The organism is Enterococcus sp. SMC-9, from assembly GCF_021011285.1.
GTDB lineage: Bacteria > Bacillota > Bacilli > Lactobacillales > Enterococcaceae > Enterococcus_C > Enterococcus_C montenegrensis.
In genome coordinates this window covers 142,425-158,591 of sequence record NZ_JAILYE010000003.1, presented here as the reverse complement: position 1 = coordinate 158,591, position 16,167 = coordinate 142,425, and the positions used below count along the sequence as shown (strand labels likewise).

18 protein-coding genes are annotated in these 16,167 nt (G+C 39.9%); 17 read left to right on the top strand and 1 reads right to left on the bottom strand.

The window, feature by feature from the left end:
• Positions 1–489: 489 nt before the first annotated feature.
• The 11 genes from epsC to K4422_RS05465 all read left to right on the top strand — a co-directional run bounded on the left by epsC (position 490) and on the right by K4422_RS05465 (position 8,684).
• Positions 490–1,020, top strand: coding sequence for a serine O-acetyltransferase EpsC (gene epsC / locus K4422_RS05515; RefSeq protein WP_206902664.1), 531 nt, complete (start codon positions 490–492; stop codon positions 1,018–1,020).
• Positions 1,017–2,429 (top strand): cysteine--tRNA ligase, encoded by a 1,413-nt coding sequence (cysS, locus tag K4422_RS05510; protein WP_206902663.1) that lies wholly within the window; start codon positions 1,017–1,019, stop codon positions 2,427–2,429. Before epsC ends, cysS begins: the two co-directional genes overlap by 4 nt.
• Positions 2,426–2,824 (top strand): Mini-ribonuclease 3, encoded by a 399-nt coding sequence (locus K4422_RS05505; RefSeq protein ID WP_206902662.1) that lies wholly within the window; start codon positions 2,426–2,428, stop codon positions 2,822–2,824. The genes cysS and K4422_RS05505 overlap by 4 nt, the downstream gene beginning before the upstream one ends.
• On the top strand, positions 2,814–3,722 hold the full coding sequence (gene rlmB, locus K4422_RS05500) for a 23S rRNA (guanosine(2251)-2'-O)-methyltransferase RlmB (protein WP_230709649.1): 909 nt from the start codon (positions 2,814–2,816) through the stop codon (positions 3,720–3,722). The genes K4422_RS05505 and rlmB overlap by 11 nt, the downstream gene beginning before the upstream one ends.
• 1 nt (position 3,723) lies before the next feature.
• Positions 3,724–4,251 carry an NYN domain-containing protein gene (locus K4422_RS05495; RefSeq protein ID WP_206902660.1) on the top strand — a complete coding sequence of 176 codons (528 nt, stop codon included), beginning with the start codon at positions 3,724–3,726 and terminating at the stop codon, positions 4,249–4,251.
• Positions 4,252–4,349: 98 nt separating this feature from the next.
• Positions 4,350–4,925 carry a sigma-70 family RNA polymerase sigma factor gene (locus K4422_RS05490; RefSeq protein WP_230709646.1) on the top strand — a complete coding sequence of 192 codons (576 nt, stop codon included), beginning with the start codon at positions 4,350–4,352 and terminating at the stop codon, positions 4,923–4,925.
• A gap of 75 nt (positions 4,926–5,000) precedes the next feature.
• On the top strand, positions 5,001–5,303 hold the full coding sequence (locus K4422_RS05485) for a Veg family protein (protein WP_396139821.1): 303 nt from the start codon (positions 5,001–5,003) through the stop codon (positions 5,301–5,303).
• 91 nt (positions 5,304–5,394) lie between these two features.
• Complete coding sequence (locus tag K4422_RS05480; protein ID WP_230709644.1) at positions 5,395–5,835, top strand: GNAT family N-acetyltransferase; 441 nt, start codon at positions 5,395–5,397, stop codon at positions 5,833–5,835.
• A gap of 227 nt (positions 5,836–6,062) precedes the next feature.
• Positions 6,063–6,617 carry an RNA polymerase sigma factor gene (locus tag K4422_RS05475; protein ID WP_230709642.1) on the top strand — a complete coding sequence of 185 codons (555 nt, stop codon included), beginning with the start codon at positions 6,063–6,065 and terminating at the stop codon, positions 6,615–6,617.
• Positions 6,610–7,980 carry a hypothetical protein gene (locus K4422_RS05470; protein ID WP_230709640.1) on the top strand — a complete coding sequence of 457 codons (1,371 nt, stop codon included), beginning with the start codon at positions 6,610–6,612 and terminating at the stop codon, positions 7,978–7,980. The genes K4422_RS05475 and K4422_RS05470 overlap by 8 nt, the downstream gene beginning before the upstream one ends.
• 11 nt (positions 7,981–7,991) lie before the next feature.
• Positions 7,992–8,684, top strand: coding sequence for a C39 family peptidase (locus K4422_RS05465; RefSeq protein WP_230709638.1), 693 nt, complete (start codon positions 7,992–7,994; stop codon positions 8,682–8,684).
• A 130-nt stretch (positions 8,685–8,814) separates the two neighbouring features.
• Here the strand turns inward: K4422_RS05465 and mscL are convergent, their stop codons facing one another.
• Entirely contained in the window at positions 8,815–9,264 is a 450-nt protein-coding gene (gene mscL / locus K4422_RS05460; RefSeq protein ID WP_206902654.1) for a large conductance mechanosensitive channel protein MscL, read from the bottom strand.
• Positions 9,265–9,778: 514 nt separating this feature from the next.
• On the opposite strand from mscL, the gene yfmF reads away from it, so the two are divergent.
• From yfmF to K4422_RS05430, 6 genes are all read left to right on the top strand, one after another.
• Entirely contained in the window at positions 9,779–11,041 is a 1,263-nt protein-coding gene (gene yfmF / locus K4422_RS05455; protein WP_230709636.1) for an EF-P 5-aminopentanol modification-associated protein YfmF, read from the top strand.
• Entirely contained in the window at positions 11,038–12,336 is a 1,299-nt protein-coding gene (gene yfmH, locus K4422_RS05450) for an EF-P 5-aminopentanol modification-associated protein YfmH (protein ID WP_230709917.1), read from the top strand. The genes yfmF and yfmH overlap by 4 nt, the downstream gene beginning before the upstream one ends.
• Positions 12,337–12,338: 2 nt before the next feature.
• The gene (gene ymfI / locus K4422_RS05445) at positions 12,339–13,064 is read left to right on the top strand and encodes an elongation factor P 5-aminopentanone reductase (protein ID WP_206902652.1); all 726 of its coding nucleotides are present in this window, start codon (positions 12,339–12,341) and stop codon (positions 13,062–13,064) included.
• A gap of 20 nt (positions 13,065–13,084) precedes the next feature.
• Complete coding sequence (locus K4422_RS05440; RefSeq protein ID WP_230709634.1) at positions 13,085–13,993, top strand: helix-turn-helix domain-containing protein; 909 nt, start codon at positions 13,085–13,087, stop codon at positions 13,991–13,993.
• A gap of 32 nt (positions 13,994–14,025) precedes the next feature.
• Positions 14,026–14,604, top strand: coding sequence for a CDP-diacylglycerol--glycerol-3-phosphate 3-phosphatidyltransferase (gene pgsA / locus K4422_RS05435; RefSeq protein WP_206902650.1), 579 nt, complete (start codon positions 14,026–14,028; stop codon positions 14,602–14,604).
• A gap of 187 nt (positions 14,605–14,791) precedes the next feature.
• Positions 14,792–16,027, top strand: a complete 1,236-nt coding sequence (locus K4422_RS05430; protein WP_230709632.1) for a competence/damage-inducible protein A — start codon at positions 14,792–14,794, stop codon at positions 16,025–16,027.
• Positions 16,028–16,167 lie beyond the last annotated feature (140 nt).

Sequence of the window (16,167 nt, the reverse complement as noted above, 5' to 3'; positions counted from 1 at the left end):
AACCTGCCAGCTCGGCAGTAAGAAAAATAGTTTCAATGATAAAAAGCATCATTGCATCTATTTTGCCTTACTGCTCGCTAGCAAACCAGTTGTTTTAAACATCTTACAAGTCGAGTTTTAGCAGCTAGAAAAATCGACAACAAGAAAACAATCGCAAATGACAAAAAGCATCATTCACGTTTGTTTGCCTTGTTGCTCATTTTCTAAACGAGCTGCTAAAACATCTAAAAAACGAGTTCAAAATGATTTGATAGTTCGGCAATAAAAAAAGTGTCTTAAGTGACAAAATACGTCACTCAGCCTATTATCTTATTGCTCACTATCAGCCCAATCATTTTAAACATCTTAACGAAAACGAGTTTTAAACAACCTGCTAGCTCGGCAGTAAGAAAAATAGTTTCAATGATAAAGAGCATCATTGCATCTATTTTGCCTTACTGCTCGCTAGCAAACCGGTTGTTTTAAACATCTAAATTAGGAGGGAACATGATGGGGTGGGGGAGACGTGCGATTCAAGCGGCCAAGGAAAATGATCCGGCGGCCCGACACACATTGGAAATTATTTTGACATATCCTGGGATACATGCGCTGTTTTGGCATCGCTTTGAACATTTTTTGTACAATCACAAGCTGTTTTTATGGGCACGGCTAAGTTCTCAATTTCAGCGTTTTTTAACGGGGATTGAGATTCATCCAGGCGCTAAAATCGGTCAGGGTGTTTTCATCGATCATGGTATGGGCGTGGTGATTGGTGAAACAGCAGAAGTTGGCGATGATGTGGTATTGTTTCATGGTGTCACTTTAGGTGGTACAGGGAAACATGGTGGAAAAAGACACCCCACGGTAAAAACTGGTGCGATGATTTCCGCCAATGCTCAAATTTTAGGCCCGGTGACAATTGGTCAAAATGCAAAGATCGGTGCTGGTGCCGTCGTTTTAAAAGACATTCCAGATGAAGCAACAGCGGTCGGAGTCCCGGCCAAAGTTGTTCGAATTGCAGGAAAGAAGGTTGAAATATGATAAAGATTTACAATACAATGACGCGGGAAAAAGAGATATTTAAACCAATTGAAGCAGATAAGGTTCGTATGTATGTCTGCGGGCCAACGGTTTACAATTATATTCATATCGGCAATGCTAGAAGTACGATTGCTTTTGACACAATTCGCCGTTACTTTGAATACCGCGGCTTTCAGGTGAATTATGTGTCTAATTTTACAGACGTTGATGATAAAATTATTCGCGCGGCGAAAGAACTTGGGGTAACAGCACCAGCAGTGGCGGAGCGTTTTATTCACGCTTTTGAAGAAGATACCAATGCTTTAAATGTTAAGCCGGCAACGCTACATCCGCGGGTAATGGATCATATTGTTGACATCGTTGATTTTATTAGCGTCTTAATAGAAAAAGGCTACGCCTACGAAGCAGGTGGCGATGTGTATTATCGCACCCGTAAATTTGAAAATTACGGCAAGTTAAGTGATCAATCAATCGATGAATTAGAAGTAGGGGCGAGCCAACGAACGGGCACCGAACAAAATATTAAAGAAGATCCATTAGATTTTGCTTTATGGAAAAGTGCAAAGCCAGCAGAGATTTCTTGGGATTCACCATGGGGAGCTGGACGTCCGGGCTGGCATATTGAATGCTCTGTCATGGCCACCAAACACTTGGGTGATACCATTGATATTCACGGTGGTGGCCAAGATTTGGAATTTCCGCACCATGAAAATGAGATTGCGCAAAGTGAAGCAAAAACAGGCCATACCTTTGCAAATTATTGGATGCATAACGGTTATGTGACAATTGGTGAAGATGATGAAAAAATGAGTAAGTCACTAGGAAATTTTGTAACTGTTCATGATTTGATTCAAAAAGTTGAGCCCCAAGTTTTGCGTTTCTTTATGGCGACAACGCAATACCGCCGCCCGATTCGCTACAGTGAGCAAACTTTAAAAGATGCCGCTAATAATTTGCAACGCCTAAAAACAGCAAGTGAAAATGCGAATTTCCGTCTCAAAGCAGCACAAGACACCTTAGCAGATGATGACGTGAAATTAGCGGAGTTACAAGAGTTGGAAAAGCGGTTTGTCACTGAGATGGATGATGACTTTAATGCTGCTAACGGCATCACAGTCGTTTATGAATTAGCAAAATGGCTAAACACCTATGCCGAGCAAAGTGACGTTTCACAAGTTGTTTTACAGGCTGCGATTGAAAAATTCCAAGCGTGGTTGGCAGTCTTTGGGATTCATTTTATCAGTAATGAATTATTAGACGAAGAAATCGAAAAATTGATTGCCAAACGAATTGAAGCGCGTCAAAATAAAGATTTTGCCCGCAGTGATGAAATTCGCGATCAATTAAAAGAACAAGGGATTATTCTAGAAGATACCGCGCAAGGTACCCGTTGGAGACGAGAAGCATGAGAGATTACACACAATTAAATGGTTTGGCACTAGCTTATGTGGGAGATGCGATTTACGAAGTTTATATTCGTGATTATTTAGTGTCTACAGGTCAAAGTCGTCCTAATCAATTACACAAACAAGCAACCCACTACGTTTCAGCCAAGGCGCAAGCTTTTTTAATGAACGAAATGTTAGCTGCCAAAATTTTAACAGAAGAGGAAGAATTGTTCTATCGCCGTGGTCGCAATAGTAAAAGTCATACCAGTGCCAAAAACGCCGATGTTACCACGTATCGCATCGCGACAGGCTTTGAAGCATTGATGGGTTATCTTCATTTGCTAAATAAAAAAGAACGCTTAGAAGAGCTGATAGACTGGTGTATCAAGAAAGTAGGTGAAACAAATGGCAAATAAGCGAGATGACAAGCTGCAAAGAAATCAAAACCGCGCAAGTTATGGCACAAAAGATAAAAATAGACGTGGAAAAAACTTTGACGACAAAGGAAATTTCCGTCATAAAAAGTCAGCTAATTTTAAAGCAGATAAAAAACTCAGCGATGCAAATAACAGTCAAGAAACCGAGGTCAATGAAAATTTTGTCTTTGGTCATCATGCGGTAGTGGAAGCTTTAAAAGCTGGCCGCGGTAACAAATTATTTTTAGCAGAAGATGCTCGTGGGGATAAAATCGAAGGCTTAAAAACTTTGGCCACCGAACAAGCAGTCCCGGTTAAATGGGTGCCTAAAAATAAATTAGATACCATGAGTGACAGCGGGGTTCACCAAGGAATGGTGTTGGCGATTACACCTTATGAATATCTCTCCTTAGCTGAGTTGCTGGAAACAACAACGAAAGAAAATCCTTTTTATCTGATTTTGGATAATCTAGAAGATCCCCATAATTTTGGTTCGATTTTACGTACTGCCGATGCTGCCGGCGTTGATGGAGTCATTATTCCTAAACATCGCGCCGTGGGAATTACGCCGATTGTGGTGAAGACATCAACAGGAGCAGTAGAACATATGCCAATTGCCCGCGTGACCAATTTAAGTCAAGCTGTTCAGCAGTTAAAAGATGCTGGCTTTTGGATTTTTGGTACCGCCATGGAAGGCACAGATTATCGCAAGTGGAATGCCAAAGGGAAAATTGGTTTGATCATCGGCAATGAAGGCAAAGGGATGAGTGCCGGTTTGATGAAATCAGTGGACGAACTGCTGACCATTCCTATGGTCGGACACGTTCAAAGTTTAAATGCCAGCGTAGCCAGTGGCCTTTTGATGTATCAAGCCTTCAGCCAACGGGCAGGTGAATAGGGTGAAAAAACAACTATTAATTGTCGATGGCTATAACATGATTGGTGCTTGGCCAGAATTGGTTTCACTAAAAAAAGCCGAGAAATTAGAAGACGCAAGAGAAACACTGCTGAATTTGTTGTCAAATTATGCCAAATATGAGGGCTTAGAAATCATTGTCGTTTTTGATGCCCAATTTGTACCCGGTATTACCCAACGCTATACGAAATATCAACTGCAAGTAATTTTCACTGAAGAAGGGGAAACAGCCGATAGTTATATTGAGCGGGTTGCCGGCGAGTTAAATAATGCCTTAACCCAAGTCACAGTAGCTACGAGTGATTTGGCTGAGCAGTGGGTGGTATTCTCCCAAGGTGCGTTACGGACTTCTGCTCGTGAGTTGTACAAAGCAGTGCACAAAACCAACAAATTGATTTCAGAACACCAAGAAGATTTGAAATTTAGTAATTTTCGCCGCAATTCGCCTTGGAATGATCTGCAACTTTCCGAGTTGCAGCAAAAGTTACAAGAATTAAGCAAAAAGAATTAAAAATTCCCCAACGCTAGATTAGCCCGCCGGATGAAACTGGTCGGGCTTTTTTTCGTGGTACAGTCAAAAAGCAAGAGAATTTGGGAGGAGGCATTAAAATGATGAGAACAGATTTTAACCCCCAAGTAGTTTTGAGACACATGGAAGTTTTTGAAAAGCTCTTTTTTGATTATCGACCGGTTATTTATAAAGTGATGGGACGCTATTATTTGCGAGATTTCGATTACGACGATTGGTTACAAGAAGGGCGTATCAGTTTTTTTTATTCTTTATCTTGTTATGAAACGTGTCGTGGTGTTTCTTTTGGTACCTTTTTTAGAAACAACTTTGAAAATAAAATAAAAAGCGAGTTGCGAAAACAAGGTGCCTATAAAAGAAAGGGAATGGTAGAAGCCATCTCTTTAGAAGAAAAGATAGCAAAAGAAGGGGCAGACTTTTTAGTGGCCCATAATCAAAGTGTCGTTTTCGCCGAAGAACAACTATTATTAGAAGAGAAGTTGCGGGTGGCTTTTTGCTTATTATCAAGGTTGGAAGCGGATGTATTGCAGGCTTACTTAAGAGGAGAACAGGTGGAATATTATGCCTATCAACGTGCCATGAGTCAGCAAAAAATTGGGTGTGCCTTAGAACGGGCGCGCAGGAAAATCCGCAAGGAAATGAAAATGAGCTCTTGAAATTTTTTTGAAAATAGAACCTTTTAAAAAGGAAAAAAATAACGCGAAATTCAGTATTGAAACGACAAAAAATTTATGATAAACTTGAAATTTTCAGAAAAATGTGATAAGATGGCAAGCGAGGTGAACGCGATGCCAACAACTTTAGCTTCTATCAAAAAAGATTTAGAATGTCGCATTGGCAGTGAAATTATGCTGGTGGCTCAAACTGGTCGTAAACGTCAAACCGAACGCAAAGGGATTCTTACAGAAACATACCCTTCTGTCTTCGTAGTCGATTTAGATCCAGAAGAAAATTCTTTCGAACGAGTTTCCTACAGTTATTCCGATGTTTTAACTCGCACTGTCGAAATCGAATTTTTAGGTGATGCAATATAAAAAATTACGAAGGCTCAGCTGGGCTTTCGTATTTTTTTAATATTTAGCTAGAATTTACCACGTATTTATCGTTCAACCTGAGGAGGTAGAAATGGAATATATTGTAAAAAGTTTTGCTGAATTAACGACCAAAGAGTTTTATCAAGTGGCAAAAGAGCGGGTCGCAGTTTTTGTCGTAGAGCAGAATTGTCCCTATCAAGAAATTGATGAAACCGATGAAGTGGCACTACACACGTACTTTGTCACAGAAGATGGACAAATTGCGGCGTATACCCGAATTTATGAAGAAGCAAAAGCGGTGCATTTTGGCCGGGTGCTCGTGAACAAAAATTTCCGTGGCACAGGCTTAGGAAAGAAAGTTGTTGCCAAGACGCTTGCTGTTATCAAAGAAAGATTTCCGAGTAAAAAAATTGTCATTGGCGCTCAAGCTTATCTGCAAGATTTTTATGCCAGCTTTGGCTTTAAAGCCATTTCTGAAATCTATTTAGAAGACGATATTCCCCATATCGATATGCAGCAAGAAGCACTTTAAAGAGTCTCTTACACCAATTATTATAAGTTGGTGTAAGAGCTTTTTTTGTACTATCAGGACTAGAAATATATCGTACAAATCAAGAATGTAAAAAGAGCAGCCTTAAGTAAAAGAAGCCAAAAAAGACATTAGAAAAGTGAATTCTTTTATCTTTTTTTAGAAAATTAATTTTAAGGGAGGATTTTTACATTTTTTGCTGTATATATGTGTGAAGTGGAGGAGATAACTTGAAGGATAAAGAAATAGCTGCAGCTATTACACTTCGTGACGAAGTGGCCTTTAATCGACTGATCAAAGAATATTCGAAATTATTATGGGCGGTGGGTTGGTCGATTATCGGCAAACAAGGTTCAGCAGAAGATTTAGAAGAATTAGTGAGTGACGTCTTTTTACGTTTTTGGAATCAGCCAGAAAAATATGATGAAAAGAAAGGTTCGCTGAAAAATTATTTAGCATTAATGACAAAAAGCATGGCCTTGAATCGATTGAAAGCACAACAAAAAATAGTGGAGACCGATGATGCTTTTTTACTTGAGACAATCCCTGAAAAAGAGCAGGCAGACGACGCCATTTGGCGGGCTTTTTTTCAAGCGATTGAAACATTAAGCGAACCGACCCGAACCATTTGCTTTCAACGTTTCTTTTTAGAATGGAAGCCGGCATTTATCAGTGAAAGGTTACAGTTGAGTGTCGATGAGGTAAATCGGCGTTTGTATCGCGGGAAAAAGAAAATTCAAATTGTAATGGACAAATTACTTAAAGAAGGTGCAATAAATGACTAAAAAATACGAGAATAACCCCTTGTCCCATTTAGATGATGCGCAATTGACTAAATTATTGCAAGATACGGGGATGCCCTTTGATGACATCAAGCAAGAAAAAATTATTCGTAATATAAAGAAAAAGCAGCGGCCAACAAATAAAAACAAACGCTATAAAAAAATCTTAATGGGAATTGCCGCAGCAGCAATTCTAATTCCAACGAGCGCTTTTGCGGCCAATAAAATATGGGAAGTCACGACCAAAAAAGATGGCTTTTTAACGACACTATTTGTACAAAATGAAGCAGAGGACACAGCGTATTATCGTGTTGACGCAACCTATGTTCCCAAAGAACTTACGGCGATTCCCCAAACTCAGAATATGAAATATTGGCGAAAAGAAACTCGAGATGGTGGGTTTTCGCTAGCGCTTATTAAACCAGAAAAAAATCAAAAACTAACAGTCCCTAACGCAGTAGACACGGTAAAGTCAACCAGTGGGCAACATGATGTATATACAGTGAAAAGACAGGGAAATGGCAGCTCTTATGATACGGTTTCTTATTTGATGCTACCAGAAGAAAACCGCATTTTGCAGATTATGTTTGATCATACTGTAAATAAAGCACAGCAAGAAAAAATCATTGCGGGTTTGCGCTTGGAAAAGGTGACAGCCCAAAAAGCAACCCCCGTTACACCACTAAATCAAAATGAGGACAAAGCAAAAGAAAGTTATACGCCACTTCAGGAAAATCAAAAAACAATTTACCATGAAAATGAAGCCTTTCAAGCAAGTTTTGGTGATAAAAAAGACGCTTTGAAAATCCAAGTAAAAGAAAATGCGTCCCAAAAACAACTCCCAGATTACGCCAAACGTGCATATATCGGGCAGGTAGAAGAATTTGCCAAAGCCGGTCTAATTGATAAAGCTGGCAATCTAGGTACCTATGAAGGCAGTAGTTATCAACGTGGTGATGGCGTCAAGACGATCGATCAACTACTAGCCAAACAAAAAATTCAACCGCAGTATCGCGAAATGACCATCACCATCACCAATCAAACTGCAAAAAAAGTGAAGGACTTGTATTTTGCGCCACAATTACAATTAATGAACAAAGGAAAAGCTGGTTATCAGTTTGACGAGGCGACTTATTTACAACCTTTTGATCACGATGGGGAACCTGTTTTTATTAGTGAACATGGCGAAGGGAAAAGCTATTACAATATCGGAAATTTAGCTGCCCATGAAATGAAAAAAGTAACCATTGGTTATATCGTGATTAACCCAGCTAAAAAAGCAGAATTTTTACAATTCAACTTAACAGGAACAGGAAGTATGGACTTGAATAATTCTGCCTTTACGTGGGTTTTGCTAGATGAATAGTAGGTGAGATGATGAAAATCAAACGCATCTTCTTTGGTGTTCTTGTCTTAGGTGCATCTTTATTGGGCATTTCAACAGTCTATGCTAAAATGCAGCCGGTCTTAAACCAAAAAACCGTAACAATTCAAGTGCCCCTGGAAAATCAAAATGAAGAAAAAAAGCTCGGAAATGGCTGTGAAATTACGGCACTATCGATGCTGTTAAACTATTATGGCTATCAAACTACAAAAAATAAGTTAGCAGAAAAATTAACTTATGTTCCCGTTTGGGTCAACGACACGCTTCATGGCGATCCACAAGATGGATTTGTCGGGAACATCAATGGAGGATTAGAGGCGATGGGCGTTGGGGTTGAACCGGTGGCCCAAGTAGCACAACAGGTGGTGCAATCTGATGTTGCTGTTCATGCAAGCCGTAATTTGGATTTTGCTGAAATTGAGTCTTTAGTTAAGCAGGGGACACCTGTCTGGGTGGAAACAACAACAGACTTTAGACTGCCAGCTAAAGGTGAAATAAAAACGTGGCAAACGCAACATGGCACAATTAACGTAGTGACATTATGCCATGCCGTCGTGATTACAGGGATTAGCCAAGATTGGGTCTATGTTAATGATCCTTATGGCCACAAAGATCGGCAGGTGGAAAAAGCCCGCTTTATCAAGACCTACCAAATAATGGGAAGTCAGTCGCTGTATTTAGCGTAAAAAATATAATTAGCAAAAAAGAAGCTGAAAATACAAGTTAGCACATTTCTTTTAGTGCAGTAATTTCTGTATCTGTATCGCAAAAAGGCTCTGGGACAAAAGTCAATTGACGTTTATCCCAGAGTCTTTTTTAGTATTCTGAATTATTCAAATCTTCCCGTGCTTTTTTTGTGGCAGGTCCACTTTGTGCTTCCAACAAATCGCGAATATCTTTTAAGTAGTCTTCAGCTGTAATTTCTGGTTCTTCTTCGACTTCTTCTTTTTTGCGTAAATCTTTCGCGCGGTTGGCGAATTTTACGATGATGAATAGTACAAAACCAGTGATGATAAAGGTGATAATAGCACTTACGACATTGCCAAATTCAAATTTGACACCGTTAATTTTAACGTCCAAAACGTTCATGGCGGAATCTAAATCGCCTTTTTTAGTGAACAATGACACGATAAGTCCAATTAAAGGTGTGATCAAACCTTCCACCACTTGATTGACGATGCTCGTAAAAGCACCCCCGATAACAACCCCAACGGCTAGGTCTAAGACGCTACCCCGCATTAAAAACTCTTTAAATTCTTTAATCATTTTTTTTGCTCCTTTCTTTTATTTCCCGCATTGAAAATGAAAGTGAAAAACCTTCAGCTATCATGAAAAATCTGCATTAAAATGCGGATTGCTAAAAACAGTATAACGAAGATTTTTAAATATTTGAAATAATATGAAACAAAATCGCAAACAGGCGTAAAATCAATCTTTACTACAGGGCTATGCTATAATTAAAGTGATGTTGTTTTAAAATGAAAACGAGTGGCAAGTACACATAACGACAGGATTTAGCTTTAAAAATAAGAATTTTATCGCGCCTTTTCTTTATAGCCAAAAAGGGCGCGAAATTCTTCACGAGAAATTGTAATTTTACCAGCTTTTCTAAAGGCAATTTGCAAAGCTTTTCTGATAAAGCGGCGGTAAGATTCAAACTCTACTAGGAGCGCTAAGAGTGCCCAAATTTTTGCATAAAACGCATATGAAGTGCAATACAATTTATTGTAGCGACAACTTTTCTTTGAGAAGTTGAAATTATTTGATGAGGAGCATGTATATGTCAGTTGAATTAGGCCGTGGTATCAACCTTGAAGTAATACCCACCAAGAAATATAAGACAACGCGGATTTTAATCCGTTTTTCGGCCCGCCACAGTGAAAAAACGGCGGCGGCCCGCACGTTATTAACGAGTTTATTAGAAACAAATAGTTTGAATTTCCCCACTCAAAATGAGTTAAGTACCCGTTTAGCAGAACTTTACGGGGCAGGCTTTGGCGTTAGTGTTGCTAAAAAAGGCAATATCCACCAAGTCAACGTTGGGATGTCCATCGTCAATGGAAGCTATGTAGGTGAAGAAGATTTATTTGCACAAGCTGTCGCCTTTTTGCAAGAGATTTTATTTGCCCCTAATGTAAAAGACGGGGCCTTTGATGAAAAGACCTTTACGACTGAAAAAGAGAATTTAATCGCCTATTTAAAGAGCATGAAAGAAGATAAGCAGACTTTTGCCTCTTTACGCCTACAGGAATTGTTTTTCCAAAATTCTGCCGATCAAAAGGTGCCAAGTTTTGGTACTGTGGCGACAACAGAAGGTTTAACAGCCGAAGAATTGGTAGCTGTCTATCAAAAAATGATGACAGAAGATCACATTGACATTTTTGTTATTGGCGACGTTGAAGCCAAGCCGGTTAGTGAAATTTTGGCGCAATTACCTTTTGAAAAAGGTGAGCGGGTGAAACCAGAAATATTCTTTGCGCAAAATCACAGCAATATTATTAATGAGCAAGTGGAATACGACCAAGTGGTACAGGCTAAATTAAATTTAGCCTATCAAATGGATACCTATTACGGCGATGCCGACCGTTTTGCTTTACTTGTTTTCAATGGCCTATTTGGCGGTTTTCCTCATTCCAAGCTCTTTATGAATGTAAGGGAAAAAGAAAGTTTGGCCTATTATGCCTCTTCTTCTTTTGATTCTTTTCGCGGCATGTTAAAAGTGCAGACAGGTATCGACCAAGAAAAAAGAGAAGCTGTGTTGCGTTTGATTAACGAGCAGTTGGAGAGCTTAAGAAAAGGGGAAGTTTCTACCGAAGAGTTGGCACAAACCAAAGCGATGTTAAAAAATCAGTTTTTATTGTCTTTAGATAATCCCCAAGCCTTGATTGAAAATGCGTATTTAGACTTGTGGCTACCACAGACGAAAACATCTGAGGAAGCCTTTCTTAAAGGTGTTGACGCAGTAACAATCGACGCGGTGAAGAAAATGGCGTTATCAGTAGAATTAAAAGCCATTTACTGCTTGGAAAGGAGCGCCTCATAATGAAAAAAGTGTACGAAATGGTAAACGAAACCTTATACAGCGAAATTTTACCCAATGGCTTAACGGTCTACTTACTGCCAAAACCCGGGTTTCATAAAACTTATGGGTTATTTACAACCGATTATGGCTCCATTGACAATCGCTTTATTCCACTAGGGGAAAAAGAATTTATTACTGTGCCAGATGGAATTGCGCACTTTTTGGAACATAAAATGTTTGAAAAAGAAACAGGAGATGTTTTTCAAGATTTTGGCAAACAAGGCGCATCAGCCAATGCCTTTACCAGCTTTACGAAAACCAGTTACTTGTTTTCAGCAACGGATAATATCGATTTAAACGTGACGACTTTACTGGATTTTGTGCAAGCCCCATATTTCACAGCAGAAAGTGTGAATAAGGAAAAGGGAATTATCGGTCAAGAAATTCAAATGTATCAAGATGATCCGAATTGGCGGCAATTTTTTGGCATTATAAACAACTTATATCCAGAGCATCCCCTACACATTGATATTGCCGGAACGGTGGAAAGTATTGCTGAAATTACAGCTGAAGATTTATACACCTGCTACAACACTTTTTACCATCCTAGCAACATGAAATTATTTGTGGTGGGCAACATTGATCCAGATAATATGATGACGCTGATTAAAGAAAATCAAGCGGGCAAAAAATTTGCAACACCACAACCGATAAAACGCGAATTTCCCGCCGAAACGCTAACAGACATTAAAAAAGTCGATCACTTAGAAATGCCTGTGGCCCGGGCTAAAGGCATTTTGGGAATTAAAATGTTGACGGCGGATCTTCCGACAGACAACAAGGATTTATTACGTTTCAAAACAGCCGCTAGCTTGTTGTGGCAGCTGCTTTTAGGTACCACTTCTAAAAATTATTTGCGCCTGTATGATGAAGGGGTTATCGATGATACGTTTGGTTATGAGTTTAATTTGGATCGCACCTTTTGCTTTGCTGATTTTGGCGGCGACAGTGACAAGCCGGCTGAACTTACCAAAGCCGTAAAAGAAATCTTACTCCATTACGGTGAGGATGAAGAAATTAACGAAGCCAACTTATCTTTATTGAAAAAACGGATGCTAGGGAAATTCTTCCAGTCTTTGAATTCCTTAGAATATATTGCCAATCAATTCAACCAAAATTTATTTGGTGAATTGACGTTGTTTGATTTGCCCCAAATTATTCAGTCGATAACCTTAGAAGATATTTATACTTGTGGCCAGCGGTTAATAAATGCAGACGCTATGAGTGAATTTTTCATGTATCCTAAGGGGGAGTAAGCATGAAAAGTGCACTTGTAATGGGGGCTAGCGGCGATATTGGTGAAGCGATTTGTCGCGCTTTAGCCAAAGACGGCTGGTCGTTATATTGTCACTATCATCGCAATGAAGAAAAAGTATTAAAATTTGTTAGCGAGTTAAAGGAAACCTATCCCCAGCAAGATTTTTTTATGGTATGCTTAGATATGCTAGAAACCCCCGATATTCCGTCATTTTTGGCGGGTTTGTTTCAAGTGGATGGCATTGTTTTTGCCGCCGGTTTTACCAAATATGGTCTGCTTGGTGAACATACACAACAAGATATGCGGCGTCTGTGGCAGCTGCATTTGGAGACACCGCTGCTGATTTTGCAGGGCTTGGAGGAAAAATTGCGGCGTTCTAGCCAAGCAAGAATTGTTTTTGTCGGCTCTGTTTATGGTTTAAATGGTAGCAGCCTAGAAACTGTTTACAGTGCGGTTAAAGGCGGGCAGCAAAGTTTTGTCAACGCCTATGCAAAAGAAGTGGCCGCTAATGGCTGTACGGTTAATTGCATTGCACCAGGAGCAGTTGCTACGAAGATGAATGAAGATTTCACAGCAACTGAATTAAAACAATTAATAGAAGAAATCCCGCTAGGAAGACTAGCATACGCTAAGGAAATCGCGGCAGCTGTAGCCTTTTTATTTCAACAAGATGCGCAATATATTACCGGTGCGACAATTCCTGTGACAGGAGGCTGGCTGCATTAAAGACTGGAGAGAATGTGTAAGTGGCAAATGAAGCAACAACGATCGGCACAAGATTACGGCAAGCCCGTTTAAATAAAAATATTTCACTGGATGAATTACAACAAATTACCAAAATTCAAAAACGCTATTTAGAGGCAATCGAAAGCGGCGAATTAGATCTGTTGCCGGGTTCTTTTTACGTGCGGGCTTTTGTGAAGCAGTATGCCCAGGCAGTCGGAGAAGATGGAGACAAATTAGTCGCCGTATTAGCAGGCAAAGAAACGCTAACGCCGCCACCGCCAAAACGGCCGCAGCCAGAAACCATCCAAGGCTCTAGAAAATCGTTGCACGTAGAAGAAAAAACCGGCAACCCGGTTATGCGGTTGTTACCGGTCATTTTCTTTGGGTTGGTTGCGTTGGTTATCGTCGTGATTGTATTTTACATGACGTGGCAAGATCGCAATAATCAAACGCCAATGATTGCGGACAATTCTTCAGTGGTAGTGGATCAAGCAACAACTACCACGAGTAAAGTAGCTGAATCTTCCACCAAAGAATCAGAAGCAAAACCAGCAGAATCCACGAAAGAATCTGAGAAAAAAGAAAAAGAAATGGCGGTAAAACTAGATAGCAATACGCAAACAGAAGCTGTTTTTAGTTTGAGTGATGCCAAAGGTCCAATTAAATTGGATTTTGTTGGCAATACCAATGGTCCTTGTTGGATTGGGGTATTAGTTAATAATGGCTATGTTTACCAATATACATTGCAAGCAGGAGAAACACAGTCAACGACTTTACCTGAAGCTGTGACCAATGCGACCATCGTTTTAGGTGCAAGTGGCAACTTAAGTATCAAAGCCAATGGCAAAGACTTGAATTATACGGATCCTAATATTCCGGCTTTACGGAAAAATGTAACATTGGCAATTAATTATCAAACGGCTGAATAGACGGTTTTAAGTAGAAAAGGAGATTTTTTCAATTGAATTTACCCAATAAGTTGACGGTTATTCGAATCTGTATGATTCCACTTTTTATTTTGATTTTGGTGCTGCCTTTTAATTTTGGCACGCTAGTACTCGGAACAACTGAACTACCCATTACCCATTTAGTCGCAGCGATTATTTTTGCTGTCGCAAGTTTTACCGACTGGCTAGATGGTCATATCGCCCGTGCTCGCGGCTTAGTTACAAACTTTGGTAAATTTGCGGATCCACTAGCAGACAAAATGCTCGTTATGACAGCTTTTATCTTGTTGGTTGACTTGAACAAAGCTCCTGGTTGGGTTGTCGCAATTATCGTCTGTCGTGAATTAGCAGTAACAGGATTGCGTTTATTATTAGTCGAAGGCGGCGAAGTGATGGCTGCCGCATGGCCAGGCAAAGTAAAAACAGCTACTCAAATGCTTGCGATTATTTTCCTATTTTTAAACAATATGCCCTTTAACTTAATCGGGCTACCTGTTGATCAAATTTTACTTTATGCCTGCCTGATCTTCACGATTTACTCAGGTGTTGATTATTTTGCTAAAAATACCGCGGTCTTTAAAGGCTCGATGTAAAAATCAAGGCTTTTCACACTTGCTGTGAAGCGATTTATTCATGTGGAATTTTTATAGTTAAATAAAACAAGTGGGGATTTTTTACTTCATAACCCCAGCTAAGAAATGAGGTGCTGTAAAATGAAATTATTTTGCAGGACCTCATTGTTTTTTTTACAAAATGCGTATATGAAAGTGAGGAGCTAGTATGAAAGCAGAAATCATTGCAGTGGGAACAGAAATTCTATTAGGCCAAGTCGTCAATACGAACGCGACTTTTATCTCAGAAGAATTGGCGGACCTGGGAATTGAGGTCTATTATCATAGCGTGGTGGGGGATAATCCCGCCCGTTTAGAAAACTTGCTGCAGATAGCAGATGAGCGCAGTGATCTTGTGGTGTTATGTGGTGGTTTGGGTCCGACGACTGATGATTTAACAAAAGACGTGGTCGCAAAACACGTTGGTCAAAACTTAGTCGAAGATTACGCTGGTCGCAAAGAATTAGATGCTTTTTTTACGAAAGCCAAACGGGAAATGACACCGAATAATTTAAGACAGGTACTCATTTTTGAAGAGGGAATTGCCCTACCAAATGAAACGGGTCTTGCCATTGGCATTTTTTATCAAAGTGCAACGACAGCCTTCTTACTTTTGCCCGGCCCACCTTCAGAATTGCGTCCGATGTTTTTACACCACGCTAAACCGCTTTTAGAAGAAAAATTTTCTCAAACAGACCAACTGATTTCGCGGGTATTGCGATTTTACGGAATTGGGGAATCTAAATTGGTGAGCCAGTTAGCTGATTTAATTGAAAAACAAACAAACCCCACGATTGCGCCTTATGCCAAACCTAATGAAGTTACGCTGCGACTGACAGTTAAGGCATCTGATAAAGCAATGGGCATGAAATTATTAGATGAAACAGAAGCTGCAATCAAAAAGGAGGTGGGGGAATACTTTTACGGCTACGGTGAAGAAAATTCATTGGAAGCAGTGGTCGTAAAATTATTGCAGGAAAAAAATTGCAGTATAACAGCAGCGGAAAGTCTAACGGCAGGACAATTCCAAGCAACCCTCGCCAATATCAGCGGCGCTTCGAAAGTTTTTGCTGGTGGTTTTGTAACTTATGCAAAAGAGCAAAAAGAAAAACTCCTGCAAATTGATGCAGCGCTATTGCAAGAGTACGGTGTGGTCAGTGAAGCCTGCGCCAAAGCAATGGCTAAAAATGCCCGAAAAATTATTGGTGCGGACTACGCATTAAGTTTTACTGGTGTGGCAGGACCAGATGAGCTGGAAGGTCAGCCAGCTGGAACAGTTTGGATTGGTTTGGCAAGTGAAACAGAGGTTACGGCCCACTTGTATCACTTCACCCGTGATCGCGCCTATGTACGTCATAGTGCAGTTATGGCGGGCTTAGATTTATTGCGGCGTGCAGTTTTGTAAATAATTTGCCAAAAGCGAACAAAAGATTAATATCTTTTAACATGCGAAAATACGTTCGCTTTTTCTTGCTTTTTTAATTTAGAAAGGCTATTATTAAAGCTGTGATAAGGAGTTGTTTTTCCTTACCAGTTGCACAAGTT

Bases quoted from the DNA above. Each gene is read 5' to 3' on its own strand.
- epsC (WP_206902664.1), top strand. From the start codon at position 490: ATGGGGTGGGGGAGACGTGCGATTCAAGCGGCCAAGGAAAATGATCCG.
- cysS (WP_206902663.1), top strand. From the start codon at position 1,017: ATGATAAAGATTTACAATACAATGACGCGGGAAAAAGAGATATTTAAA.
- K4422_RS05505 (WP_206902662.1), top strand. From the start codon at position 2,426: ATGAGAGATTACACACAATTAAATGGTTTGGCACTAGCTTATGTGGGA.
- rlmB (WP_230709649.1), top strand. From the start codon at position 2,814: ATGGCAAATAAGCGAGATGACAAGCTGCAAAGAAATCAAAACCGCGCA.
- K4422_RS05490 (WP_230709646.1), top strand. From the start codon at position 4,350: ATGATGAGAACAGATTTTAACCCCCAAGTAGTTTTGAGACACATGGAA.
- K4422_RS05485 (WP_396139821.1), top strand. From the start codon at position 5,001: ATGATAAACTTGAAATTTTCAGAAAAATGTGATAAGATGGCAAGCGAG.
- K4422_RS05480 (WP_230709644.1), top strand. From the start codon at position 5,395: ATGGAATATATTGTAAAAAGTTTTGCTGAATTAACGACCAAAGAGTTT.
- K4422_RS05470 (WP_230709640.1), top strand. From the start codon at position 6,610: ATGACTAAAAAATACGAGAATAACCCCTTGTCCCATTTAGATGATGCG.
- K4422_RS05465 (WP_230709638.1), top strand. From the start codon at position 7,992: ATGAAAATCAAACGCATCTTCTTTGGTGTTCTTGTCTTAGGTGCATCT.
- mscL (WP_206902654.1), bottom strand. From the start codon at position 9,264: ATGATTAAAGAATTTAAAGAGTTTTTAATGCGGGGTAGCGTCTTAGAC.
- yfmF (WP_230709636.1), top strand. From the start codon at position 9,779: ATGTCAGTTGAATTAGGCCGTGGTATCAACCTTGAAGTAATACCCACC.
- ymfI (WP_206902652.1), top strand. From the start codon at position 12,339: ATGAAAAGTGCACTTGTAATGGGGGCTAGCGGCGATATTGGTGAAGCG.
- K4422_RS05430 (WP_230709632.1), top strand. From the start codon at position 14,792: ATGAAAGCAGAAATCATTGCAGTGGGAACAGAAATTCTATTAGGCCAA.